This is a genomic window from Pseudomonas sp. G1002, assembly GCF_013385455.1.
Taxonomy (GTDB): domain Bacteria; phylum Pseudomonadota; class Gammaproteobacteria; order Pseudomonadales; family Pseudomonadaceae; genus Aquipseudomonas.
In genome coordinates this window covers 22,543-47,447 of sequence record NZ_JACAPY010000026.1, presented here as the reverse complement: position 1 = coordinate 47,447, position 24,905 = coordinate 22,543, and the positions used below count along the sequence as shown (strand labels likewise).

General features: G+C 59.1%; 21 protein-coding genes and 1 pseudogene. 9 read left to right on the top strand and 13 right to left on the bottom strand.

The window, feature by feature from the left end; translation table 11 throughout:
• Positions 1-26 precede the first annotated feature (26 nt).
• From HX801_RS14010 to HX801_RS13995, 4 genes are all read right to left on the bottom strand, one after another.
• A complete protein-coding gene (locus tag HX801_RS14010; protein ID WP_177022261.1) occupies positions 27-1,295 on the bottom strand; it encodes an OprD family porin in 1,269 nt (422 codons plus the stop codon).
• Positions 1,296-1,443: 148 nt separating this feature from the next.
• Entirely contained in the window at positions 1,444-2,301 is an 858-nt protein-coding gene (gene copD / locus HX801_RS14005) for a copper homeostasis membrane protein CopD (RefSeq protein WP_177022260.1), read from the bottom strand.
• Positions 2,302-2,304: 3 nt separating this feature from the next.
• Positions 2,305-2,670 (bottom strand): copper homeostasis periplasmic binding protein CopC, encoded by a 366-nt coding sequence (copC, locus tag HX801_RS14000; protein WP_003207825.1) that lies wholly within the window; start codon positions 2,668-2,670, stop codon positions 2,305-2,307.
• 23 nt (positions 2,671-2,693) lie between these two features.
• The gene (locus tag HX801_RS13995; RefSeq protein WP_003207827.1) at positions 2,694-3,137 is read right to left on the bottom strand and encodes a GNAT family N-acetyltransferase; all 444 of its coding nucleotides are present in this window, start codon (positions 3,135-3,137) and stop codon (positions 2,694-2,696) included.
• 144 nt (positions 3,138-3,281) lie between these two features.
• Between HX801_RS13995 and HX801_RS13990 the strand changes: the two genes are divergently transcribed.
• Positions 3,282-3,902, top strand: coding sequence for a TetR/AcrR family transcriptional regulator (locus HX801_RS13990; protein WP_003207828.1), 621 nt, complete (start codon positions 3,282-3,284; stop codon positions 3,900-3,902).
• 119 nt (positions 3,903-4,021) lie between these two features.
• Here the strand turns inward: HX801_RS13990 and preA are convergent, their stop codons facing one another.
• The 3 genes from preA to hydA all read right to left on the bottom strand — a co-directional run bounded on the left by preA (position 4,022) and on the right by hydA (position 8,266).
• Positions 4,022-5,296 carry an NAD-dependent dihydropyrimidine dehydrogenase subunit PreA gene (preA, locus tag HX801_RS13985; RefSeq protein WP_003207829.1) on the bottom strand — a complete coding sequence of 425 codons (1,275 nt, stop codon included), beginning with the start codon at positions 5,294-5,296 and terminating at the stop codon, positions 4,022-4,024.
• A complete protein-coding gene (locus HX801_RS13980; protein WP_087694481.1) occupies positions 5,296-6,663 on the bottom strand; it encodes an NAD(P)-dependent oxidoreductase in 1,368 nt (455 codons plus the stop codon). The genes preA and HX801_RS13980 overlap by 1 nt, the downstream gene beginning before the upstream one ends.
• Positions 6,664-6,826: 163 nt before the next feature.
• Positions 6,827-8,266 carry a dihydropyrimidinase gene (gene hydA, locus HX801_RS13975; RefSeq protein ID WP_003207833.1) on the bottom strand — a complete coding sequence of 480 codons (1,440 nt, stop codon included), beginning with the start codon at positions 8,264-8,266 and terminating at the stop codon, positions 6,827-6,829.
• Between the two features lie 601 nt (positions 8,267-8,867).
• Between hydA and HX801_RS13970 the strand changes: the two genes are divergently transcribed.
• Together HX801_RS13970 and HX801_RS13965 are read left to right on the top strand one after the other, a co-directional pair.
• Positions 8,868-10,355, top strand: coding sequence for an NCS1 family nucleobase:cation symporter-1 (locus HX801_RS13970; protein WP_003207834.1), 1,488 nt, complete (start codon positions 8,868-8,870; stop codon positions 10,353-10,355).
• Between the two features lie 179 nt (positions 10,356-10,534).
• Entirely contained in the window at positions 10,535-11,818 is a 1,284-nt protein-coding gene (locus tag HX801_RS13965) for a Zn-dependent hydrolase (protein ID WP_087693198.1), read from the top strand.
• A 142-nt stretch (positions 11,819-11,960) separates the two neighbouring features.
• Here HX801_RS13965 and HX801_RS13960 read toward each other — a convergent pair.
• Positions 11,961-12,302, bottom strand: a pseudogene (locus HX801_RS13960) (RND transporter); the annotation flags it as partial.
• A gap of 215 nt (positions 12,303-12,517) precedes the next feature.
• Between HX801_RS13960 and HX801_RS13955 the strand changes: the two are divergent.
• From HX801_RS13955 to HX801_RS13940, 4 genes are all read left to right on the top strand, one after another.
• Positions 12,518-13,459 carry a cysteine synthase family protein gene (locus HX801_RS13955; protein ID WP_177022259.1) on the top strand — a complete coding sequence of 314 codons (942 nt, stop codon included), beginning with the start codon at positions 12,518-12,520 and terminating at the stop codon, positions 13,457-13,459.
• A 4-nt stretch (positions 13,460-13,463) separates the two neighbouring features.
• Complete coding sequence (locus HX801_RS13950) at positions 13,464-14,027, top strand: phosphoribosyltransferase family protein (RefSeq protein ID WP_177022258.1); 564 nt, start codon at positions 13,464-13,466, stop codon at positions 14,025-14,027.
• Between the two features lie 75 nt (positions 14,028-14,102).
• On the top strand, positions 14,103-15,032 hold the full coding sequence (locus tag HX801_RS13945; protein WP_177022257.1) for a DMT family transporter: 930 nt from the start codon (positions 14,103-14,105) through the stop codon (positions 15,030-15,032).
• Positions 15,029-16,276, top strand: a complete 1,248-nt coding sequence (locus tag HX801_RS13940) for an ATP-grasp domain-containing protein (RefSeq protein WP_087693202.1) — start codon at positions 15,029-15,031, stop codon at positions 16,274-16,276. Before HX801_RS13945 ends, HX801_RS13940 begins: the two co-directional genes overlap by 4 nt.
• Positions 16,277-16,327: 51 nt before the next feature.
• On the opposite strand, the gene HX801_RS13935 is transcribed toward HX801_RS13940, so the two are convergent.
• The 3 genes from HX801_RS13935 to HX801_RS13925 are packed head-to-tail and all read right to left on the bottom strand — an operon-like array spanning position 16,328 to position 22,107.
• Positions 16,328-17,746, bottom strand: coding sequence for an efflux transporter outer membrane subunit (locus HX801_RS13935; RefSeq protein ID WP_177022256.1), 1,419 nt, complete (start codon positions 17,744-17,746; stop codon positions 16,328-16,330).
• On the bottom strand, positions 17,730-18,896 hold the full coding sequence (locus tag HX801_RS13930; protein WP_003207841.1) for an efflux RND transporter periplasmic adaptor subunit: 1,167 nt from the start codon (positions 18,894-18,896) through the stop codon (positions 17,730-17,732). The genes HX801_RS13935 and HX801_RS13930 overlap by 17 nt, the downstream gene beginning before the upstream one ends.
• Positions 18,886-22,107 (bottom strand): efflux RND transporter permease subunit, encoded by a 3,222-nt coding sequence (locus tag HX801_RS13925; RefSeq protein WP_003207843.1) that lies wholly within the window; start codon positions 22,105-22,107, stop codon positions 18,886-18,888. Before HX801_RS13925 ends, HX801_RS13930 begins: the two co-directional genes overlap by 11 nt.
• Before the next feature lie 216 nt (positions 22,108-22,323).
• Between HX801_RS13925 and HX801_RS13920 the strand changes: the two genes are divergently transcribed.
• Positions 22,324-22,734, top strand: coding sequence for a hypothetical protein (locus HX801_RS13920; RefSeq protein WP_003207845.1), 411 nt, complete (start codon positions 22,324-22,326; stop codon positions 22,732-22,734).
• Between the two features lie 4 nt (positions 22,735-22,738).
• Here HX801_RS13920 and HX801_RS13915 read toward each other — a convergent pair whose 3' ends face one another.
• Positions 22,739-22,900, bottom strand: coding sequence for a hypothetical protein (locus HX801_RS13915; RefSeq protein WP_003207847.1), 162 nt, complete (start codon positions 22,898-22,900; stop codon positions 22,739-22,741).
• A gap of 263 nt (positions 22,901-23,163) precedes the next feature.
• Between HX801_RS13915 and HX801_RS13910 the strand changes: the two genes are divergently transcribed.
• Positions 23,164-23,793 (top strand): peptidase C39 family protein, encoded by a 630-nt coding sequence (locus HX801_RS13910; RefSeq protein WP_177022276.1) that lies wholly within the window; start codon positions 23,164-23,166, stop codon positions 23,791-23,793.
• Positions 23,794-23,838: 45 nt separating this feature from the next.
• Here HX801_RS13910 and pbpG read toward each other — a convergent pair whose 3' ends face one another.
• The gene (pbpG, locus tag HX801_RS13905; protein WP_003207851.1) at positions 23,839-24,771 is read right to left on the bottom strand and encodes a D-alanyl-D-alanine endopeptidase; all 933 of its coding nucleotides are present in this window, start codon (positions 24,769-24,771) and stop codon (positions 23,839-23,841) included.
• Positions 24,772-24,905: the final 134 nt, after the last annotated feature.

Here is a 24,905-nt window from a genome sequence, read left to right as displayed (position 1 = left end):
AAACCTTTCCGGTTGTTTGTAAACCGCTATAACAACGACAGCGGGTAACTGATGAATATCCGGTTTTCATCAAACTCGTTGGTACTGAAATCCCGGCGCATCGTTGCGTTGCGCCAGCGCACATTCAGGTCCCGCAGTGGACCGCTTTGTACCGTGTAGGCCAGCTCCGACTCACGGCCCCACTCCTTGCCATTGGTGATCGCCCCGGTGTGCACGTTATCGCCACTGATGTAGCGGTTCATCATGGTCAACCCGGGAATGCCCATTACCACGAAGTTGAAGTCGTGCCGCACCTGCCAGGACTTTTCCTTGGCGTTGTCGTAGCTGGCGTTGTAGCTGTCGTTGGCCAGGGTGCCGCCGCTGGTGCCGTTGACCCGCATCCAGGCGCTGTCGCCGGTGAGTTTCTGCAGGCCGATATAGAAGCTGTTGCCTTTGTATTTGGCCGAGAGCAGGGCGAACGCGGTTTTGTTGTCGAGGTCGCCGGCCAGGGCCTTGCCGTCTTCCTTGCCGGTGAAGAATCCGAGGTTGGCGCCCAGGGTCCAGTCGCCCACGGGCTGGCTGTGGGTGAGGTTGAAATACTGTTGCTGGTAGATGTCACTGAGTTCGGCGTACCACACGCCAACCTGGGTGCGCTTGTCGTTGAAGGTGTATTCGCCGCCGCCGAAGTTGAAGCGGTCCGAGGTGAATGCGGCTTTGCCGTTGAGAAACATGTCATCCATGCTCGCGTCGTTGCGCGGGCTGTTGCCGCGGAACTGGCCGCCATACAAGGTCAGGCCGGCGATTTCTCTGGACGTTACCTGGCCGCCGCGGAACGTTTGCGGCAGTGAGCGGCCGTCATCCGAGCGCAGGATCGGCAGTACCGGCATCCATTCGCCGACTTTCAATTCGGTGTTCGACAGCCTGGTTTTCAGCGCCACGCCCAGGCGCCCGAAGTTATCGGCAGGGCGGCCATCGCTGCGGGTCGGCAGCAGTTGGGTGCCGGCGGTACCTTTGCCGCCGTCGAGTTTCTGCGAGTACAGGCCCAGCACGTCCAGGCCGAAACCGACGGTGCCTTGGGTGAAGCCGGACCTGGCGTCGAGAATGAAGTTTTGCGTCCACTCCTCGGCCTTGCCCTGGGGGTAGGCGGGGTTGGTGAAGTTGCGGCTGAAGTAGGCGTTGCGCAGGTTGAGCGTGGCGGTGGCGTCATCGATGAAGCCTTCTGCCGAGGCGGTGGCGGGGAGGGTAAAGGCCAGGCTGCTCAAACCGATGGCGGCAAAACGGGTGGTGCCGGAGAACTGGCGGACGTGTTGGCTCACAGTGACGCTCCCTTGTCTTTTTGTTGTTTTTATTTTTTGTTATACGTTGTCGTACAACATTGGGGGCGATATTTGCGAGGTTTCAGGGGGTTGTCAATCGAAAGTTATACGATGACTCCCTGCGTGAAGGGAGTCAGGGGGGAAGGAGTTATCCCGTTGCAACCATGGGCGGCAAGGTGCCAAGCAGCGAAACGGCGGCTACCGCTGAAACACCTAGTAACCATTCAATCATCACGCTGGCCTTCAAGGCAGGCAGCCGCTGTTCACAGTTGTGAATCCGCAGGCGGTTCAGCAGCGCCAGGGCGAGCATGCCGAACACCAGCAGCACCTTGATCAACAGGATCAGGGCGAACCCTGTGAACAAGGGCGTCGGCCAGAACTGCCCGGTGAGCACCCGCACGTTGATCAATCCGGTCACCAGCAGCCCTGTCACCAGGCCATAACCGATGCCACTGAAGCGCTTGAGGATCGGCTCCAACGGATAGCGGGGCGATTGCCTGAGGATCAACACCAGCAGGAGCAGGCCGCCCAGCCAGGCACCGACACACACCAGGTGCACCACCTGATTGAGGATCAGCAACTGTCCGGCCATGCCATTGAGCATGGCGCCATGGCCCACCGGTGCCAGTGTCGCCAGCAGCAATGCACAGAGCGGCAGGCGCGACGCCTTCCACGGCGTCATCAGGCCCAGCACCAGCAGCACGTTCAGTAGCAAGTGCCAGGTCCAGACCTGGCCGAAGAAGGTTTTGCCCAGCACCAACTGCACGGTCGACCATTCCAGCGCGCCCAGGCCGACACCGGCCATGCTCGCGCTGATCAACAGCAGCCACGCCACCCCCGACACCAATGCCAGCCACGCCAACCCTTGGGTGATGCGCGACAGTTGGCGGTCCAGCACCGGTTGCGGTCCCGCGCCCAGCAGCCAGGGCCTGAACACGCAGGCCCCGAACATCAACAGCACGACGATGAAATGCAGGAAACGGCACAGCACCAGCAGGGTGGCCATGGATTATTGGCCGACCTTGAAGCTGTATTCACCGTTGCTCTTGTGGGTATCCACCGAGACCGCGTTCCACACTACTTTGTAGGTGCCGGCGGCCAAGGGTGCGGCCGGTGTCACCACCAATACTTTCTTGTCGGCGTCCGGGGTTTCCAGGCCCTTGATCGCGACTTCGGTGCCGTCCTTGCTCAGGGATACCTTGGTGAAGGTCGCTTCAACGCCTTCGCTGAACGTCAGGCGCAGGTCCTTGGGCGCAGCGACGCTGCTGTCGGCGGCAGGCTCCGAGCTTTTCAGGTGGGCGTGGGCAAACGCGGCCGAGGCGCCCAGCAGGGAAGCGAGCAGGGCAACGGTGGTGAGGGTCTTCTTGATCAACATTGTTCAATACCTTCAGGTGAGAGTCAGTCGTTCGGTAGTGCCATGTGCAACAAGGGGAAGGGCTTGCCTTCGCCATCGACGGGCGAGCGGCCGGTCTGGATAAAACCATAGTGCAGGTAGAAACCCACGGCCTGTGGATTCTGCTCGTTCACGTCGACCCGCAGGGTGTCGTGGCGGGCGCGGACGAAGTCCAGCAACTGGCGACCGATGCCCTGGCCGCGTCGGTTCGGGTCGATAAACAGCATCTCGACATTATTGCCGCCGGTGCCGACGAAGCCGCCAATGCCTTGGGTATCTTCGTACACCCACACTTCAAGTGCGGGCATCGGCAGGTAGCAGTCGCGTACCAGGGGCAGCAGGCGCTGGATGTCGTCTTCGCTGAGAAAGTCATGGGTGGCGCGCACCGAGCGTTCCCACAGTGCACCCAGCACCGGGTCGTCGCACGCGCTTCGCTGTCGAATAGTCATGGGGGATGATCCTTCGAGGGGATGGCGATGCTAACCAATCCGCTATCGACGGGGAAGGTTCTTGTACGAAGTTTCACAGTGGCGTGTCGCCGCGATCTAGAGCGGATGGTAGTCTTGAAGCCATGTTGTTGTCAGGGAGCCCTTATGGGCAATCACAAGATCGGTATTCGTCGGGTCAACGTCGAAAAGATTCTGCTGGCGGCTGAAAAGGTCTTCGCCGAGAAGGGCTATGGCAGCACCGCCATGGCCGACATCGCTGAAGAAGTGCAACTGCCGCGCTCCAACCTGCATTACTACTTCAGTACCAAGAGCGAGCTGTACAGCGCGGTGTTGTTCGACCTGCTGGAGGTGTGGAAGCAGGACGCCTTGTGCTTCGAGATGTTCGACGACCCGCGGGTGGTGCTCAGTAGCTACATCCGCGCCAAGATGCAACATTCCCGCAGCCGGCCTTATGGTTCGAAAGTCTGGGCGAATGAAATCATCCACGGCGCGCCAACCCTGGGGGAGGCGCTGGATGTGAGCCTGTATGACTGGGCCAAGATGAAGGAAGCGAAGATTCGCCAGTGGGTGGAGGACAAGCGGATTTTGCCGGTGGAGCCGTCGAGCCTGCTGTATATGATCTGGGCGTCGACCCAGCACTATGCCGACTTTGATCATCAGGTGAAGATCCTGAATGACCATCAGCCGTTGTCGGACATGCAGTTTGAGCGGGCGGTGCAGACGGTGACGAGTGTGATCCTGCGGGGGATTGGGTTGGAGCCCTAGATCGTTCCCACGCTCCGCGTGGGAGTGCCGCCCTGGACGCTCTGCGTCCGCTCTTAAGGTCGTGACGCGGAGCGTCAACGGATGCATTCCCACGCGGAGCGTGGGAACGATCATTCAGGCTACACCGCCTCGCGGTAGGGGTTCCTCGGATCCTGCGTCCAGTTCAAAAACGGCTTCCCGGTATCCACCGGCACCATCTCGATACAGTCCGCCACCGGGCAGGTGATCTGGCACAGGTTGCACCCCACGCACTCATCATCGATCACTTCGTATTTATGTGTCCCATCCGCCTGCTTCAAGCTGGCAATCGCCTGGTGCGACGTGTCTTCACAGGCAATATGGCAACGCCCACAGCCAATACATGCCGCCTGGTCAATTTTGGCGATCACCTGGTAATTGATATCCAGGTACTTCCAATCCGTCGTATTGCCCACCGCCCGCCCGGAAAATTCCTGCAGGCTGCTGTAACCCTGGCTGTCCATCCACCGCGACAGCCCGTCCTTCATTTCTTCGACAATCCGAAACCCATGCAGCATCGCCGCCGTGCACACCTGCACCGCGCCGCAGCCCAGCGCGACGAATTCCGCTGCATCGCGCCAGTTGCCAATCCCGCCAATCCCGCAGATCGGCAAGCCTTGTGTCTGTGGGTCCCGGGCAATCTCCGCCACCATGTTCAGCGCGATGGGTTTCACCGCCGAGCCGCAGTAACCCCCGTGGGTGCTTTGGGTGCCGACCATCGGCAGGGCGACCATGCGCTCCAGGTCGACACTGGTGATGGAGTTGATGGTGTTGATCAGCGACACCGCATCCGCGCCCCCGCGATACGCTGCCCGCGCCGCCACGCGTATGTCGGTGATGTTCGGCGTGAGCTTGACGATCACCGGCAGCGAGCAATAGGTCTTGCACCAGCGCGTCACCTGTTCCACATACTCCGGCACCTGGCCCACCGCCGCGCCCATGCCGCGTTCCGGCATGCCGTGGGGGCAGCCGAAGTTCAGCTCGATGCCGTCGCAGCCGGTGGCTTCCACCAGTGGCAGGATGTGTTTCCACGACTCCTCAACACACGGCACCATCAATGACACGATCAGCGCGCGGTCCGGCCAGTCCTTTTTCACCTGGGTGATTTCCCGCAGGTTGATCTCCAGGGACCTATCGGTAATCAGCTCGATATTGTTGATGCCGAGCACTTCACGGTTGGCGCCAAAGTGCGCCGAGTAGCGCGATGAGACGTTGACCGCGGCCGGGTCTTCGCCGAGGGTTTTCCAGACCACGCCGCCCCAGCCTGCTTCAAAGGCGCGGACCACGTTGTAGGCCTTGTCGGTAGGCGGCGCGGAGGCCAGCCAGAACGGATTGGGGGCTTTGATGCCGGCGAATACAATCGAGAGATCGGCCATTACGCAGCCTCCACATTCAGCATGAGTTGAGCGTGCATGGCTTGCGCGGCCAGCTTGCCGTGTTGCACGGCCTGGACGGTGAGGTCCTGGCCGAGGCTGACGCAATCGCCGCCGGCGTACACACCGGGGATGCTGGTGCGCAGCTGTTCGTTGACGAAGATCCGATCGCCCTGGCGTTGCAGTTGGTGGGCCAGCGGGTCGTGCAGCGCCTCGTCGTCGAAGCCTTGGCCGATGGCCTTGAAGATCGCGTCGGCGGCCAGTTCGAAGGTCTCGCCGGTGGCTTGCAGGCGGCCATCGACCATGCGGGTGCGGGCGAAACGCATGCCGCGCACATGGCCCTGGTCGTCGAGCAATACTTCTTCGGGCTGGGCCCAGGTCAGCAGGCGTACCTGGTTGGCCTTGGCGATGTCCTGCTCATGGCCGGTGGCGCCCATTTCAGCCAGGCCACGGCGATACACCAGGTTGACGTCGCGAGCACCGAGGCGGGCCATTTGCACCGCCATGTCGATGGCCGTGTTGCCGGCGCCGAGCACGATGCAACGGTCGGCCAGGGGCAGTTGACTGAGGTCGTCGGCCTGGCGCAGTTCACGGATGTAGTCGGTGGCGGCGAGCAGGCCGGGGGCGTCTTCGTGTGGCAGGCCGAGCTGTTTGCTGGCAGCCAGGCCAAGGCCGAGGAACACTGCATCGAACTGCTGGTGCAGTTCGCTCAAGGTCAGGTTGTCGCCCAGACGCTGGCCGTGACGGATCTCGATGCCGCCAATTTGCAGGAGGAAATCCAGTTCCTTTTGCGCGAAGTCATCCACCAGCTTGTACTTGGCGATCCCGTATTCATTCAGGCCGCCGGCTTTTTCCCGGGCTTCGAAAATCACCACGTCATGGCCGTGCAAGGCGCTGCGATGGGCGCAGGACAACCCCGCAGGCCCGGCGCCGACCACCGCGATGCGCTTGCCGGTGGGCGCGGCGCGCTGGAACGGGTGTTCGCTGAAGTGCGCGTTGTCCACCGCGTAACGCTGCAACAGGCCGATCAGTACCGGGGCGCATTCCTCGGCGTTGTTGCGCACGCAGGCTTGCTGGCAGAGGATTTCCGTCGGGCAGACCCGGGCGCAACTGCCGCCGAGGATATTCGCCGAGAGAATCTTCTGTGCGGCGCCCTGGACGTTCTCCGTGTGGATATTGCGGATGAACGACGGGATATCGATCTCGCTGGGGCACGCGTTAACGCACGGCGCGTCGTAGCAGTAGAGGCAGCGCGAGGCTTCCAGTTGGGCTTGCCGGGCATTGAGCGGCGGCGCCAGGTCGGTGAAATGCGCGGCGAGGGCCGCCGCATCTTCATGGGGGTGGGGAAGATGGTTCAGGGTCTGGATCACGGTATTGGCCTCACGGTTTTTGAGGTGCTGCCTCTGGTGGGCAGTGGTTTTTTTGTTGCCGGTACCGGCCTCTTCGCGAGCAAGCCCGCTCCCACATTCGACTGCATTTATCCTGTTGGAATGGGGGCGAATGTGGGAGCGGGCTTGCTCGCGAATGGCGGCCTCAGCGTTTCACAGCAACCGGCCTGGAACGCTCCGCCCGCTTGCTCAACTGCTCAAACACCGGCGGATACGTCGGCCGTTCGATATACCGACCCGCACCCCGTTCGGCGCGCAAATCCCCATCCGCCCAGACCAGCTTGCCCTGGCTGATGGTATGGCTCGGCACGCCGCGCACGGTCTTGCCTTCGAAGATGTTGAAGTCGACTTTCTGGTGGTGAGTCTTCGCGGAAATGGTCCGTGTGCCTTGCGGGTCCCACAGCACCAGGTCAGCATCGGCCCCCACGCGGATCGCTCCTTTGCGTGGATACAGGTTGAAGATCTTCGCGGTGTTGGTAGACGTCAGCGCAACGAATTCCTGCATCGACAAGCGCCCAGTGTTCACGCCCTCATCCCACAACAGCGCCATGCGGTCTTCGATACCGGCAGTGCCATTGGGAATTTTGCTGAAGTCATCCCGCCCGGCGGCTTTTTGCTCGGCGCAGAAGCAGCAATGGTCGGTGGCGGTGGTGTGCAGGTTGCCCGATTGCAGGCCATGCCACAGTGCCTCCTGATGCCCGCGCGGGCGGAAGGGCGGGCTCATCACATAGCCGGCGGCGGTCTGCCAGTCGGGGTGTTGATACACGCTGTCGTCCAGCAGCAGATGCCCGGCCAATACTTCGCCGTACACCGGCTGGCCCTTGCTGCGGGCGTAGGTGATTTCATCCAGCGCTTCCTTGGTGGACACGTGCACCAGGTACAGCGGCGTGCCGATGGTTTCGGCAATCCTGATCGCCCGGCTGGCGGCTTCACCTTCCACCTGCGAAGGCCGCGACAACGGATGCGCTTCAGGCCCGGTAATGCCCTGGGCCATCAGCTTGCGTTGCAGGTGATACACCAGCTCGCCGTTTTCGGCATGCACCGTCGGTACCGCACCCAGTTCCAGGCAGCGTTCGAAGCTCGCCACCAAGGTGTCGTCCGCGGCCATGATCGCGTTCTTGTACGCCATGAAATGCTTGAAGCTGTTGATGCCGTGTTGGCTCACCAACTCGGCCATTTCCTCGCGGACCTGCTCGCTCCACCAGGTAATGGCGACGTGAAAGCCGTAGTCGGACGCCGACTTCTCGGCCCAGCCGCGCCACTGATGGAAGGCTTCCAGCAGGGATTGCTGCGGGTTGGGAATCACGAAGTCGATGATCGACGTGGTGCCGCCCGCCAACCCGGCGGCCGTGCCACTGAAAAAATCTTCACTGGCCACGGTGCCCATGAAGGGCAACTGCATATGGGTATGGGGGTCGATGCCGCCGGGCATCAGGTATTGACCGCTGCCGTCGAGTATCTCGGTGCCGGCGGGAATATCCAGATCAGTGCCAATGGCGCGGATTAGACCGTCTGCGCATAAAACATCGGCTCGGTAACTTTCATCATGGGTAATAACGGTAGCGCCACGGATCAACAGCGACATGTCGAGTTCCTCACAGGCTTGACCGGCTTGTGCCAGTTCTAAGTGTTGTCATGCATCGCGCCGCTGGAAAGTTAATTCCTGTCAGCGGTGACAGGAATAGAAGCTAGCCCGAGTTTTTCGAATGAGCAAGAATATTTTTTATAAGCTTATATATTTATTAAGTGATTGATTTTTAACGATAAAAAATCAAAATCACCAAAATGTAGCGGCCTCTCACCATTTTGACGCACTTGACAGGTTCCCAATATGAGCAACATTTCCTATTGCAAATCAGACGCTTGAGACATGCCTCTTGACGGGGCCGGTAAATAAAAATAATTGTGTTGCACCAGATTGAGTCTTGATGGTTCGGACAACTTCTGCGTTATTTGGCCTGAGTAACGCTGAAAGTAACGAGGGGCTCTCCGGTCGAGACAATAAAGCTGATAAACATCAGCAAGTTATGCAAGCGGTGCGGGCAGGTTGACGGTTTACGGCACGGTTATTGAGTGCGGTGGCGGTTGGCCGGGTCCCGGATGTCATGTTGTCAACGAGGTACTCCGGCCATTCCGTGCATGTCACGGGATGAGCAAAAATAATTCGAAAAAACCGTGGAGCGGCCATGCAACAGAACAGATCGCAAGTCATTGAGCGCAACGGCCTGTACGAACTCGACGCCGGCCCCGACGTCCTCGACAGCCCCCGCTACAACCACGACATGGCACCGACCAAGGTGCGCGAACGCACCTGGAACAAGTGGCATATCACCGCGCTGTGGATCGGCATGTCGGTGTGTGTGCCGACCTACACCCTGGGCGGCGTGCTCACCGCGTACTTCGGGTTGTCGGTGGGCGAGGCGCTGATGGCGATCCTGCTGGCCAATATCGTGGTGCTGATCCCGCTGACCCTCAACGCCTTCCCCGGTACCAAGTACGGCATCCCGTTTCCGGTGTTGTTGCGCTCGTCCTTCGGCGTGCTCGGCTCCAACGTGCCGTGCCTGATCCGCGCGTTGGTGGCGTGTGGCTGGTTCGGTATCCAGACGATGTTTGGCGGCCTGGCGATCCACCTGTTCCTGGGGTCGATTTTCGAGGGTTGGAAATCCCTTGGCGGCACCGGTGAAGTGATCGGCTTCATGATCTTCTGGACCCTGAACCTGTGGGTGGTATTGCGTGGCGCCGAGTCGATCAAATGGCTGGAAACCCTGTCGGCACCGCTGCTGGTGGCGGTGGGTATCGGGCTGCTGGTGTGGGCGCTGCCGAATGTGTCGCTGACCGAGTTGATGGCGATCCCTCCCAAGCGTCCCGAAGGCGCGAGCCTCACCGGCTACTTCATGGCGGGCCTGACGGCGATGGTGGGTTTCTGGGCCACCTTGTCGTTGAACATCCCCGACTTCAGCCGCTACGCCAAGAGCCAGAAAGACCAGATCCTCGGGCAGATATTCGGCCTGCCGCTGACCATGTTCCTGTTCGCCGCCCTCGGCGTAATCATGACCGCCGCCTCGGTGAAACTGGTGGGCGTCAGCGTCTCCGACCCGGTCACCCTGATCGGCCATATCCAGAGCCCGGTGTGGGTGGCCGTGGCGATGGCGCTGATCATCATCGCCACCTTGTCCACCAACACCGCGGCGAACATCGTCTCGCCCACCAACGACTTCCAGAACATCGCCCCCAAGCTGATCAACCGCACCACGGCGGTGGTGCTCACCGGCCTGGTGGGCCTGGCGCTGATGGCCCACGAACTGCTGAAAAAGCTCGGGCTGATCATCTCCGACGTGAGCCTGGAAACCGTCTATTCCAACTGGTTGCTGGGTTACTCAAGCCTCTTGGGGCCGATCGCCGGGATCATGGTGGTGGACTATTTCATCATCAAGAAACAGCAACTGGACCTCGCCGGTTTGTATCGCGATGACGTGTACCCGGCGTGGAACTGGCATGGCTTCCTGGCGTTTGGCGTGCCGGTGGTGTTGACGTTGCTGTCCCTGGGCAGCGACGCGTTCAGCTGGTTCTACAGCTATGGCTGGTTCACCGGCTCGGCGCTCGGTGGCCTGTTGTATTACGCCCTCTGCATGAAACGCGGGGCTCGTGTGGTCGCGGTGAAAACACCGCTTTAATCGATGTGGAATGCAATCAAATGTGGGAGCGGGCTTGCTCGCGAATACGGTGTGCCAGTCGCCAGATGTGTTAGCTGAATCACCGCCTTCGCGAGCAAGCCCGCTCCCACATTTTTGATCGCAGTCCTCCAGTGAGAGTCTGGTCAAATTCATAAGAACTACTGCCTGAGGAGATCTCTATGAACGCTGCCATAGACGTTCTGCAATCCACCCATCAGCACATCAACCGCGATCGTCTGTGGCTGTCCCTGATGGAACTCGCCAAGCTCGGCGCCACCCCCAAGGGCGGCGTCTGCCGCCTGGCCCTGACCGACCTCGATCGCCAGGCCCGCGACCTGTTTGTGAAGTGGTGCGAGGAAGCGGGCTGTACCGTGACCATCGATGGCGTCGGTAACATCTTCGCCCGCCGGCCCGGGCGCAATCCCCAGTTGCCGCCGGTGATGACCGGCAGCCATATCGACACCCAGCCCACCGGCGGCAAGTTTGATGGCTGTTTTGGTGTGCTGGCGGGCGTTGAGGTATTGCGCACCCTCAATGACCTGAAGGTGGAAACCGAAGCGCCGCTGGAAGTGGTGGTGTGGACCAACGAAGAAGGCTCGCGCTTTCCTCCATGCATGATGGGCTCCGGGGTGTTTGCCGAGAAATTCACCCTGGCCGACACGCTGGCCAAGACGGATGCCGATGGCGTGACCGTGGGCGATGCGCTGAATGCCATTGGGTATGCCGGATCACGCCCGGTGAGCGGGCACAAGGTGGGCGCATATTTCGAAGCACATATCGAGCAAGGTCCGATTCTTGAGGATGAAAAGAAAACCATCGGTGTGGTGCTGGGCGCCCTTGGCCAGAAATGGTTCGACCTGAAACTGCGGGGTGTCGAGGCGCATGCGGGGCCGACCCCGATGCACCTGCGCAAGGATGCCCTGGTCGGTGCCGCGGCCGTGGTGGCTGCAGTTAACGCGGCGGCGTTGGGTCATCAGCCTCACGCCTGCGGCACCGTCGGTTGCCTGCAAGCGTATCCGGGCTCACGCAACGTCATTCCTGGCGAAGTGCGCATGACCTTGGACTTCCGCCATCTGGAACCGGCGCGGTTGGATTCGATGATTGCCCAGGTGCGCAAAGTGATTGACGAAACCTGCGCCAAGCACGGCCTCACGTTCGAGATGACACCCACCGCTGACTTCCCGCCGCTGTACTTCGACAAAGGCTGCGTGGATGCCGTGCGTGATGCGGCCAATGGGTTGGGGTTGTCCAACATGGATATCGTGAGCGGGGCAGGGCATGACGCGATTTTCGTCGCGGAACTGGGGCCCGCGGGGATGATCTTTGTGCCGTGTGAAGGTGGCATCAGCCATAACGAAATCGAGAACGCGGCGCCGGATGATTTGGCGGCGGGGTGTGCGGTGTTGCTGAGGGCGATGGTGGCAGCTTCGGTGGCAATCGCCAGCGGTAAGTTGGCTGCCTGAGTACGTCCAGTCACTGCGATAAAATGTGGGAGCGGGCTTGCTCGCGAAGGCGGTGTGTCAGCCAGCATATCCGGTGCTGACCCACCGCATTCGCGAGCAAGCCCGCTCCCACAGTTGATCACTGTCGTTCTTGAGACAGGTATCAGGCGTCGGGCTTCCAGCCTCCGCCCAGCGCCGTCACCAAACCCACACTCGCCTGCAACTGCCGCGTCTGCACCGCCTGCAACGTGCGCTGCGCCTGCAACGCTGCGGTCTGCGCCGTCACCACATCCAGATAACTCAGAGCCCCCGCCAGATAACTGTTCATCCAGCGCTTTCTGCTGCAAATCCGGCAGTTGCCCCTAGTTATCTTTAACCTTGCGCACGGCGCGTAAAACCTGGCTGAGGTAGTGGGCCGAGGCCTCTTCAAACTCGGCCTTGGCTTGGCACTCAGGCGCCCGCCGTCGAAGATCGGCAGGTTTACCAAGGACCCCAGAGCCCAGTGGATACTGGTAACTGCAGATAATGGGTTAAATAGTATGAAGGTCACATCCGAGCAGCTTGTGTGAAAGTTCCCTTTTTCATTTTTCCGTTATCGGTGCTACCTGAAGGTGTTAGTTTTTTTTGCAAGCACCTAACCGTTTTGCTAGCTATTTACTTTTGCAATGTTTTGATAGGGTCAAATGCATCGGAATAAATGCTTGGGTTAAAGGAGGAATAATGAAGCTAGGTGATATAGGAGATACGCCACTTGTGGAGGTTAAAAGCGACAGCGGAAATCGGGTGTTTTCAAAGTGCGAGTTTATGAACCCGTCGGGCAGTCATAAGGATAGAACCTACTTGAGTATCATTACCAAGCTAGAGGCATCGGGGGTTATTCAACCTGGCATGATACTGGTGGATAGTTCCACAGGGAACGGAGGTGCCGCGCTCGCATGGATAGGCAGAGAAAAAGGTTATTCAATAAGAGTTTTTATGCCAGAGGGCATGACGCAGGAACGCAAAGCACAAATTTTATCTTATGGGGCACAAATAACCGAAACTCCAAAGGAAGAGTTTTTAGCTGGAGCGGCTACGATGGCCAAAAAGTTTTCCTCAGAAGCACTAGAAGGAAATACCTACTTTCTGGATCAGTCCAATACGCTACTAAATAAAGAGGCATGGCACGGCTGTGGCGAAGAAATCGTCAATGCACTAAAAAAGATGAATGTCATACCTGACTTTTTCATATGCTCCATCGGTACAGGGGGAACGTTTTCCGGTATTGCAGAAGTGTTGAAACGAGAATACAAAGAAATTAAAGCTATAGGTATAGAGGTCAAAAGTTCGGCACCTCTCTACGCGATGAAGAAAAATACGGCTTTTAAGCATCGTCCTCATAATCTTATGGGGCTGGGGGCTGGAGTATTATCCATTAATACGATACCTGAACTTGTAGATGAGGTGAGGTTAGTGGATGGCGCCCGGTCTTGGCAGCGCATGAAGCAATTTATCGTTGATTCGGGTATCCAGATTGGACCAACTTGCGGCGCAAATTTATTGGTCTGTGACGAGATTATTCGGGAGTGTAACAATCAAAATATCGTGACTCTATTTTTTGATAGTGCGTGGAAATATAGAAGTCGCTGGGATGGTATTTATCCAGAATACAGGGAGGATTGAAAAAATGTTACTTGAAGATGTTTATAGGAACGCCGATGTTGTGAATTCTGGAAAAGCATTGACTACGGTTAATGAATTTGCGGATCAGATTCCCGCGCTGCGGCCACAAGTTTTGATGGAAGTCGCTCAGAGGTCAATTAGGCTTATGGATCTGACTGCTACTAAAATTGTTACTGAGGAGGATAAAGGGGCACCTCTCGCCACAGCGGTTTCGTTATTGACTGGCATTCCTCTTGCGATGGCGCGCTGGTATCCCTATAGCCTGGGTTGTCTAAATGAGCAGGTTGTGGATATTAGTTCAGAATACTTTGACGGGAAACTATATCTCAACGGAATAGGTCGCGATGATCGAGTTGTCATCGTTGATGATACGTTGAGTACCGGGGGGACGATTGTTTCATTGGTTGACGCCGTTAGAGCAAGTGGCGGGGAAGTTTTAGGTGTTATCTGTGCAGTAGAAAAAGTAGGCAGCGGAGGAATCGGGGAAGTGTTTGAGAAAACTGGGATTTTGGTAAAAACTATAATAAAAATCAATGTGAGGGCTGGAGGTGTTGAGGTGATTGACTGATGCGGATTTTAGATGGCATCAAGACGATGAAGCAATTCGAAGCCCGTCAAGGTTGCACACCATCTGGTGATTTAAATGAGTAGCTTGATGCGGCGCGGAATGGTGCTTGGGCTGATTTTTTGCTTTATCAGTGCTGCATTTGACGTGTATGTGGCTTTTGTTACCCAAATGATAAATCCCTTGGTAGTCATTTTTTACTGCTTCAGTTTTTCAGGAGCGTTTTTTCTAAGTTTTACGCTCTTGCGAAGTAACAAAAAACTTATCATAAAACTGTGCGAAAACATATTGTTAGTTTTTTTAGTCAATGTTGCAGTTCTATTGAACTGGGGCGGCCTGTTCTACGCACTCCGTTACCTGGAACCTGCCGTTGTCGGCGTGGCCTCAGTGGCATGCGGGCCGGCGCTAACGCTCATCCTCTCTGCTTTTGATAAAAACAGGGTTAAAACCGCGTTGGCGGATACATTGATTTCCTGGCTGGTACTGATTTCCGTGGGAATCATGTTGTTCAAGTCATTCATGGGTGACAGTGGTGTGTCTTCCACCACTACCGCGCAGCGAATGCTTGGCATCGTCAGCGTTCTGGTGTGCGCGTTGGGCACCGTGATGTATACGATCGTCTCGAAAAAGCTATTCGCTCGACAGTGGGTTGTTTATGAAATTCTGGCGGTCCGAAATGTGGTGATGATCATTGCCTGTGTCGTCTTGATTCCCGCGACGGGTGTCGGTTTTGCCTTGGGCCCTGAGCTGTTCTGGCCGATGCTGACGTTAGTGGTGATTGGCCATTTGCTGCCGATTTATCTGATTCAAAAAACCATTCATTATCTCAGTGCTATCCATGTCTCGCTGTTACTGCTGACACTGCCGGTGTTTGTCCTGCTGCTTCAATATCTCGACACACGAGTGGAGTTTTCGGCAGCCAGTGTCACGGCGGTTGGCGTCATTATTTTTTTACTCTCTGGACGAGCAATCGCAAGTCTGTATCTCGAAAGGCGGGGATTGAGATGAGCAGAGTCGTGATAGTCGATGGTTTTTCATCCGGTAAGTTTGTCGCGAAAGCGTTGCGTGAGCGAGGCTGTACGTTGATCCATGTGGCGTCGTCCGCGACGCTCGATGATTATTACTACATGGGTTTCGATGCCTCGATTTATGAATGTCTGATCGTCAATAAGCAGTTGGAAGCGACGGTCGAACGCGTTGCGACGTTCGATCCCCAGTACATCATCGCTGGGGCTGAAACCGGTGTGTTGTTGTCTGATTGGCTCAACGAGCAGCTCAATCTTCCTTATCGCAACCAATTCAACCGAACTCAGGCGCGCAGGAACAAGTTTGAAATGATCCGTTGTGTCGCCGACGCTGGGCTGCCAGCCGCGCAACAGGCTATCGTTGAGTCATGGAATGCGGCCAAGGCCTGGATCCTGGGGCATGGCAGGTTTCCCGTGGTGCTGAAACCTCTGGATAGTGCAGGCGCGGATGGGGTTTATATTTGCGATGATTTGCAAGATTGTGAGGTCGCCTTCGGAAAGGTTTTGGGAACGACCAATCGACTCAATATTAGGAACGCTCAGGTCCTGATCCAGGAATATTTGGTTGGTGTGGAATATGTTGTGAATATGGTCTCCCTGGGCGCGAGGCAGATGGTCACTGAAGTGGTGAGATACCGAAAGGAGCGGCTGGACAGCGGTAGCGTCATTTACGACATTGATGAACTGGTCAGCCCTGCCGAGCCTGAGTGTGAGCTGCTGGTCGACTACACCCGCAAGGTCGTCAGAAGCCTGGGCATTGAAAATGGCCCTAGCCACGCGGAGGTTATGCTGACCGAAAAAGGTCCCAGACTTGTGGAGATCGCAGCGCGCACCGACGGAATTCTTCGTCCTGAAGTATCCGAACAGACGACAGGACTGGGGCAGATTCGCGCCACGGTTATGTCCATCGTTGAGCCGGAACAATTTGAGCGCTTGCTTGACGCCCAGGTAGGTTATGAATTGTTGCTGCACAGCTATAACGTCTGCCTAATCAATCGTTCGCCGGGTTGTTTCACCAAAGAGCTGTTTTTAAGCGAGCTTCTGAAGCTCGAGTCCTATTTTTATTCGGTGTTCTACGTTGGCAGCGGGCAGCCGATTGGCATGACCAAAGACGTATTCAGCCAACCGGGTACCATTTATTTGGTGCATGCCGACAACGCGGTCATCAAGGCGGATTATTTGAAGCTTCGAGCACTCGAGGCTGTGGGAGCCTACTTGGCGCCCTGACGTCCGGATCAACAAAACTCCCGTATGTGATCCCGGTTGTAGGAAGCAACCTCACGCCCCAGGCAACCAGCCGCCGCCCAGCGCCGTCACCAAACCCACACTCGCCTGCAACTGCCGCGTCTGCACCGCCTGCAACGTGCGCTGCGCCTGCAACGCCGCCGTCTGCGCCGTCACCACATCCAGATAGCTCACAGCCCCCGCCTGGTAACTGTTCATCGCCAGTGCCTGTGTGTGCTCGGCGGCATTCGCGGCGGCTTGTTCGTCCATCGCCTCCTGCTGCAAGTCGCGCAGTTGCCCAAGGTTGTCTTCCACCTCACGCACGGCTCTTAACACCTGGCTGCGATAGTGCGCCGAAGCCTCTTCAAACTCCGCCTTGGCCTGGCGCTCATTGGCGCTCAACCGGCCGCCATCAAAGATCGGCAGATTCACCAGCGGCCCCAGCGCCCAATACCGATTGGCGGCGGAGAACAAGTTGCCCACACCTTGGGTCTGCCCGCCAATCAAGCCGGTCAAACTGAAATCCGGGTACCACGCCGCCTTGGCCACGCCGATATTCGCGTTGGCCGCAAACACCCGCCGTTCCGCCGCCGCAATATCCGGCCGACGTTGCAGCAACTGGCTCGGCAACTGCTGTGGAATTCCCGGCAAGGCGATCAATTGCTGGCTCGGCGGCAGCTGGAATTCACTGGCGGATACGCCCACCAATTCACCAATCGCATGCTCGGTGAGATTGCGTTGACCGCGCACATCGTCAAGCTGCGCCTGTGCTTCAGCCAGCTGATTCTGCGCCCGGGTCAGGTCGAGCTCCGAGGCGATCTGCCCCTCGTACCGGCTGCGGGTCAGTTTCAGCGCCTGGCCAAAATCATCCAGCGAACTGCTGAGAATCCGGCTCTGGGCATCCAGTCCGTTGAGCTGCACGTACAGCGTCGCCAACTGATGCTGCAGGCTCAGGCGTGCCACCGCCAAATCATCCCCGGAGGCTTGGGCCTGTGCATCGCCAGCCGCCACCTGGTTGCGGATTTTGCCCCACAGATCCAGATCGAAGCTCAGCGCAAACCCCGCCGTGTTGCTGTTGTACACCGAAGGCTGGGTATCACCCCGCAGTGGCCGATTGTCCGATTGCCGCTGGCGCAACGGTTGCGCGCTGGCGGTTATTTGCGGGAACAGCCCGGCATGCAACTGGCTGGCATACGCCTGGGACGCATCGAAATGCGCCAGCGCCGCCGCCAGGTCCGGGTTGGCCTTGAGCAGTTGTTCCTGCAGGTCGTTCAGGCGCGGGTCCTGGTAAAGCTGCCACCACTTCGGCGCCAGTTGGTCGGACGGTTGTGCGCTGTGCCACGGACCGTCGCTGGTCTGTTCGCGGTACTTGGCCGGCAGGTCGATGGTTGGCGTCTTGTAGGTGGGCGCCAGCGAGCAACCGTGCAGTGCCACCAATACCAGGGCGGCGAGGGGTTTAAGCCTTGGGCGCATGGGCACCTCCGGCATCGGCCATTTGCACGGCGTCGCCTTCGCGCAGTGCGTCGGGTGGGTTGTCGACTACGCGGTCAGTGGGTTTCAGGCCCTGGTCAATCACCAGGCGCTCGCCGAGGTCGAGGCCGATGTGGATGTCTTGCAGGTGCACGTGGTTCTTGGCGTCCAGTACCGCGACCTGGGTGCCTTCGGCCCGGAAGATCAGGGCGCTGGCCGGGATGCTCACGCCATGGGTATCCGCCGGAATCGCCAGGGTGGCTTCGGCGTAGTCGCCGGGCAGCAACTTGCCGTCCGGGTTGTCGGCCACGAACTGTGCGAGCAGGGTGCCGGAGCGGCGGTCGATGGCGGTGGAGTCGCCCATCAGCTTCGCGCTGAAGTGTTCGCCGGGGTGCTCGGGTACCGTCAGTTGGGCGGCCAGCCCGGGATGAATCACCGCGGCGTAGTTCTGCGGCACCGGCACGTAGAGGCGCAGTTGGTGGGTGTCGGCGATGTCGAACAGTTCCGGATCGCTGTCGCTGTCAGCCTTGATCAACTGGCCGATGTCGGTGTTGCGCGCGGTGATCACACCGGCGAATGGCGCGCGAATGGTCTTGTAGTCTTCCAGCGCCGAGAGCCGCGCATAGTCAGCCTCGGCGGCCTGGGCGTTGGCCTTGGCCGCCAGCGCGTTGGAGGTTTTTTCATCGGCCTCCTGGCGCGATACCGAATGGCTGTCCAGCAGGTTTTTCCAACGGGTGGCAGTGGTTTCTGCCAGTCGTGCGTTGGCCTGTTCCTGCACCATGCGCGCGTGGGTTTGCGCTACTTGCTGGTCGAGGTCGGGGCTGTCGATCTCGGCGAGAATCTGCCCGGCCTTGACCTGGCTGCCGATGTCGACTTTCCAGTCTTTCAGGTAACCGCTGACCCGCGCATGAATCGGTGCCTTGCTCCAGGCTTCCAGATGCGCGGGCAGGCGCAGGGTGTCGCCGGCCGCGTTCTGTTTGGGCTGGAACACCAGCACCTGCGGCACGGCGGCGGTTTCGGTCCAGGCGGTGACGGATTTTTCATGCATCGTACGGGCGTGCAGGCCGTTGGCGACCAACAGGGCGGCCAGTGTCAGGCCGCCGACACCCATGAGCATCAGACGCTTGCGCGAGGGTTTGTGATCAGACGACATGTGAAGTTTCTCCAGCAGCAGCGCGAGTAGGGTGACGACCGTGGACCAGGCTGAAGACCACGGGTACAAACAGCAAAGTGGCAGTGGTGGCGAGGATCAGGCCGCCGATCACGGCACGTCCCAGCGGCGCGTTTTGTTCTTCGGACAAGGCCAGCGGCAACATGCCGATGATCATCGCCAGGGCGGTCATGCAGACCGGGCGGAAACGGGTGTAGCCGGCTTCCAGTGCGGCCTTGAGTGCATCGCCATGTTCGGCCAGGCGCTCTCGGCAGAAGCTCACCACCAGGATCGAGTTGGCGGTGGCCACGCCCATACAGAGGATGGCCCCCGTGAGTGCGGGCACCGACAATGACGTGCCGCTGAGGAACAGCATCCACACGATCCCCGCCAGCGCTGCCGGCAGTGCGGTGATGATCACGAACGGGTCGGTCCAGGACTGGAAGTTGACCACGATCAGCAGGTAGATCAGCACCACCGCACCGAGCAGGCCGAAGCTCAAGCCGTTGAACGCTTCATGCAGCGCATCGATCTGCCCGTGCAGGCTGATGGTCGCGCCTTTGGGGCGCATCGGGGCCATGTCGTTCAGCACTTTTTGCACATCGCTGGCGACGCCGCCGAGGTCGCGGCCTTGCACGTTGGCGTACAGGTCCAGGGTCGGCTCGATGTTGTAGTGGGTCACCACCGCCGGGCTTTGTACCCGCGAGATGGTCGCCACGCCGCCGAGGATCTGCGACTGACCATCGGCACCGGTTACCGGCAACGCTTCCAGGGACGGCAGGCTGTCGAGGCGGTATTGCGGGGTGGCTGCCACGATCGAATACGACACGCCGTTGGCCGGGTTGAGCCAGAACGTTGGTGCGGTTTGCGAGCTGCCGGCCAGGGACGCAACCATGCTGTTGGTTACGTCACGCTCGGTGATGCCCAGGCCGTTGGCACGCATGCGGTCCACGTTGACTTGCAGTGACGGGTAGCCGGTGGACTGCTGGATGCGCAGGTCGGCAATGCCCGGTATGTGTTTCAGGCGACGTTCCAGTTCGATGGCGTAGGCGCGGTTTTCTTCATCGCTGCGCCCGGAGATTTTCACGTCCAGCGGGGCCGGCGAACCGAAGTTGAGGATCTGGCTGCTGATGTCTGCCGGGAGGAATGCGAACTGGCTGCCGGGGAAGCTTTCGGGCAACGCTTCACGCAGTTTTTTCACGTAGTCGGCGGTGGGCGCATGGTCCTTTTTCAGGGTGACCTGGATATCGCCGTCCTGTGGGCCGATGGTGCCACTGCTGCTGTAGGCCATGTCGATGCCGCTCAGCGGGATGCCGATGTTGTCGACGATGGTGTCCAGTTCGTCGGCCGGAACGATCTCGCGAATCCGCGCTTCGATCCGGTCAAAGGCCGCCGCGCTCTCTTCGATGCGTGTGCCCAGCGGCAAGCGCACGTGCAGGGCCATGGCCCCGGCGTCGGTGGCCGGGAAGAAGTCCTGACCCAGGCTTGGCAGCAGCAGGAACGAGGCAAGGATGCACGCCAGAAAACCCACGATGAATCGCTTGCGTGCGCCCAGGGCGAGGGTCAGCAGGCCGTGATAAACGTCCCGCACGTTGGAGAAGTGACGCTCAAAACCCTGCTGGAAATTCAGCACCGATTGCAGCACCGCGTTGCGCTGCGGTTTGTGCTGGTCGCCCTCGTGATGGTTGATGAATTCATCTTCCGGGTGATGACCTTCACCTTGCTCCGGCACGTGCGGCTTGAGCAGGAACATCGCCAGGGTCGGCACCAGGGTTCGCGACAGAATGAACGAGCTGGCCATGGCGAAAATCACCGCCAATGCCATCGGGCGGAACAGGTAGCCGGCGATGCCTTGCAGCATGAACATCGGCACAAACACGATGCAGATACACAGCAGGGACACGAACGCCGGGCCGACGATTTGCTTGGCGCCGTCGAGGATCGCGTCCTTCACCGCCTTGCCTTGTTCCAGGTGCCAGTTGATGTTCTCGATGGTCACTGTGGCGTCGTCCACCAGGATCCCCACCGCCAACGCCAGCCCGCCGAGGGTCATGACGTTGAGGGTTTGCCCGGTGGCCGCCAGCAGGGCGATGGCCGAGAGTACCGCGAGGGGAATCGACGCGGCGATGATGATGGTCGAGCGCCAGCTGCCGAGGAACAGCAGGATCATCGCACTGGTCAGCAAGGCGGCGATGATGCCTTCCTGGGCCACGCTGCCCACCGACTGTTTGACGAACACCGAGGCGTCGCCGAGCAGCGAGGTCTTCAGCGACGGCGGCAGGGTTTCATTGATGCGCGGCAGCATCTGGCGGATGCCGTCGATGATCGACAGGGTGGAGATGCTGCCGTTTTTCAGGGCCGGCATCAGCACCGCACGGTGGCCGTCGACGCGCACGATGTTGGTCTGCGGCGGCGAGCCGTCACGCACGTGGGCCACCTGGCCGATGGTGATGATCGCACCGTCGACTGTCTTGATCGGCAAGTCGTTGAGCTCATCAATCGCCTTCGGGCTGTTGTTGAGCAAAATCGTGTATTCGTTGGGGCCGAGTTTGGCGGTACCCACCGGGATAATCTGGTTCTGCAGGGCCAGGGCGTTGCCTACGTCCTGCGCCGAGAGACCTTTGGCGGCCAGCGCCTGGGGGTCGAGGTCGAGGGTGATCTGGCGTTGCTTGCCGCCCATTGGCGTGGGCATGGCCAGGCCGGGCAGGGCGCTCAGGGGCAAGCGGATGTTGTTCTGCACCAGGTCGCGGATCTTCGCTTCCGACAAGCTGGGGCTGGAGAACGCCATCTGCAGAATCGGCACCGTAGAGGCGCTGTAGTTGAGGATCAGCGGCGGCGTAATGCCCGGTGGCATCTGCTTGAGCACGGTTTGTGACACCGCTGTTACCTGGGCGTTGGCGGTGCGGATATCCACGCCGGGCTGGAAGAAAATCTTCACGATGCCCATGCCGGGTAACGACTGCGATTCAATGTGCTCGATGTCGTTGACGGTGGTACTCAGGGAGCGTTCGTAGGTGTAGATCACGCGACCGGCCATGGCGTCCGGAGACAGGCCGTTGTACTGCCAAACCACCGCAACGACGGGGATGCCAATATCGGGAAATACGTCAGTGGGGGTACGCAAGGCCGCCATGGGCCCGATGATGCAGATGAAAATTGCCAGCACGATAAACGTGTAGGGCTTGAGCAGTGCGGTCTTTACCAGCCCGAGCATGCCGTAACCTCCAAAGGAGTTGGATTGCAAACGCTCGCAGTCTTGACGGACCCACCTAACACGCACCTTTCAGCCAGGTGAAGGAAGATTTAGTTAACGGCTGAAGATCCTTTCATATGTATTCATTTGTTCAACAATGGTGACAGTAACAAGCTGGATACCGATCGAACGGGAGCTGTTTCGCCTGTTCACTCTTTATCCATTTGGAGTTCTGCCATGTCTCTTAAACCCTTGTTGTTGATCCCGGCCTTGAGTGCGGTCCTGTTGTTGTCGGCGTGTGCCGGCCCGATGCCGAAGGCGGACCCGAGCGAAGCCTGGATCGGCTTGCAAGAGGAGGCACCCAACGACCTGATGGCCGAGCGGGTAGACGGTAAAAACATTAATGATGGCCGCTACTTCGAAGTGAAACCCGGCGCGCATCGCCTGGACGTCACCTTGTTTGAAGAAGAGGCGGGGGATGATAACCAGCAGGATTGTCGCGGGCATGTAACCTACGGCAACTTCAAGGCCGGCGAGCATTACACCCTGGTGGAATCCAGCCTGGGTACGACGGTGCGTGCCGAGTTGAAGGATAGCCACGGCAAGGAGTTGGCGCAGACCGAAGACTTCAGTTGCATGCCTGGCTAAGGCGTCAGGCGTGGTGCCCGGCGGGTTTGTGCAGCTTGCCGGGTGCTGCGGGTTTTACGTGTGGGTGATGGTGCCGGCGGGTCACGCGCATCACGCCCCACAGCATGGCGGCGGCGACGGCCAGCCAGCCACAGATCAAAAGCAGAATCGTTGTTGTCAGGCTCATAAGTGCCTCCTTTCGCCCGGTGCCGGGCACACACTGTCTTCTCAATGGACAGTCTAGCTATCCGCAGGTTGCCTGCTATTGACCAATGGTCGTGTGCGTCCAACTTGTTTGCTCTATCGCCGGCCTTTTACTGCGCTGCAAGGCTATACCCGCGCCCCGGAGCGTCCTATGATCAGGGCCCACGTCGACCGTTGATCAAGTGAGTGAAGAAGTTGCGGTTTCCCTCGAACATTAAAACCTCCTGGTGGGTCGCCGCCTGTTTCATGGGGCTGGCGGCCTGTTCCTCGCATCCAAAACCCACGAGCATCCCGGGGCTGCCGGAGAGTGTCGAGCTCAAGGGTGTGCCGGCGTTTCGCGGTGAGACTTACCTCGGTGGCCCAGCCGCTCTGGCCAGCATGCTGTCTCAACAAGGCATTGTGATTACACCGGGGCTATTGGATAAGCCACTGCATTTGCCGGGCGCTGAAGCGGACCTTGAGCGCAACATGCAGGTGCTGGCCCGTGAATACGGGATGTTGGTGTACCCGCTGGAAGATCAGCTGCCGGCGCTGCTGGCACAGGTCGCGGCCGGGTACCCGGTGATGGCGCGTATCACCCAGGGCTCGACCTTCTGGGCCGGGCCGCGGTATGTCGTGGTGGTGGGTTACAACAAGCAGAAGAGCATGGTGTTGCTGCGTTCAGGCTTGGCGCGGCGCATGCCGATGGATTTCAGCGCGTTTGAGTCGGCGTGGAAAGACGGCGGCAAGTGGGCGGTACTGATTCAGCGGCCTACCCAGTTGCCTGCCAAGGTCGACGCCCAGCGCTGGCAGCAGGCCGCAAGTGCCACCGCGCAGGCGGGCCAGGAGCAGGCGGCGGCCCAGGCGGTCAAGACACTGGCCAGTCAGGCCAAATAAAAAACGGCGCTTAGGGGCGCCGTTTTTTATGTCGCTATTTACGGATCAGCGGGACTCGGTGACCTGAACATTCGCCCGTGGGCGGTTCTTCAGGTTCTTGTCAGCCTTGTAGCGCAAGGCGACGTCTGGCACCGAGCCGCTCTTGCCGGTTTCGACCCAGCTGCGGATGCGCCCGGCATCGGCAAAGTGGGTGAATTTGCCGAAGGCATCGAGGATCACCAGCGACACCGGGCGATTACCCATGCTGGTCACCAGCACCAGGCAATGGCCGGCCTGGTTGGTAAAGCCGGTCTTGGTCAGCTTGATGTCCCAGTTGGCGCGGTTGATCAGGTGGTCAGTGTTGGAGAAACCCAGGGTGTAGTTGGGTTTGCGGAACGAGACGGTCTTTTCCTTGGTGGTGCTCAACTGGCTGAGCATCGGGTACTTGCGTGCGGCGGCCAGCAGCTTGCTCAGGTCGCGGGCGGTGGACACGTTATGGATCGACAGGCCGGTTGGTTCCACGTAATGGGTACTGGTCATGCCCAGTGCCTTGGCCTTGGCGTTCATCGCCGCGATGAAGGCCGGGTAGCCGCCCGGGTAGTGGTGGGCCAGGCTGGCGGCGGCGCGGTTTTCCGAGGACATCAGGGCAATCAACAACATCTCCTTGCGCGGCATCTCGCTGCCGATCTTGACCCGGGAGAACACGCCTTTCATCTCTGGCGTGTCCTTGATGTTGATGTCGATGTATTCATCCATGTTCTGCTTGGCTTCCAGCACGATCAGGCCGGTCATCAGTTTGCTCACCGAGGCGATCGGCACGATGACATCCGGGTTGCTGGCATAGATGACTTTGTTGGTCTGCAGGTCTACCACCATCGCACTGCCGGAGGCGATGTGCAGGGTGGACATGTCGCGGGGAGCGGTGGTGGTTTCGCTTGCGCTCGCGAAGGTGCCTGTCAATGCAAAAAATAGGCTGACAATGGAAAGATGAATTTTCACGCGGATGAACTCGCTAAAAAAAGTAGGGATATACCGTTCTGCAACGGAGGTTCTGACAAATAACGTTACATTCTAGAAGTATGGATCAGAAACTGTCGAATGTTCTTCTAGAAACAGATGAAACCCCTTAAAAA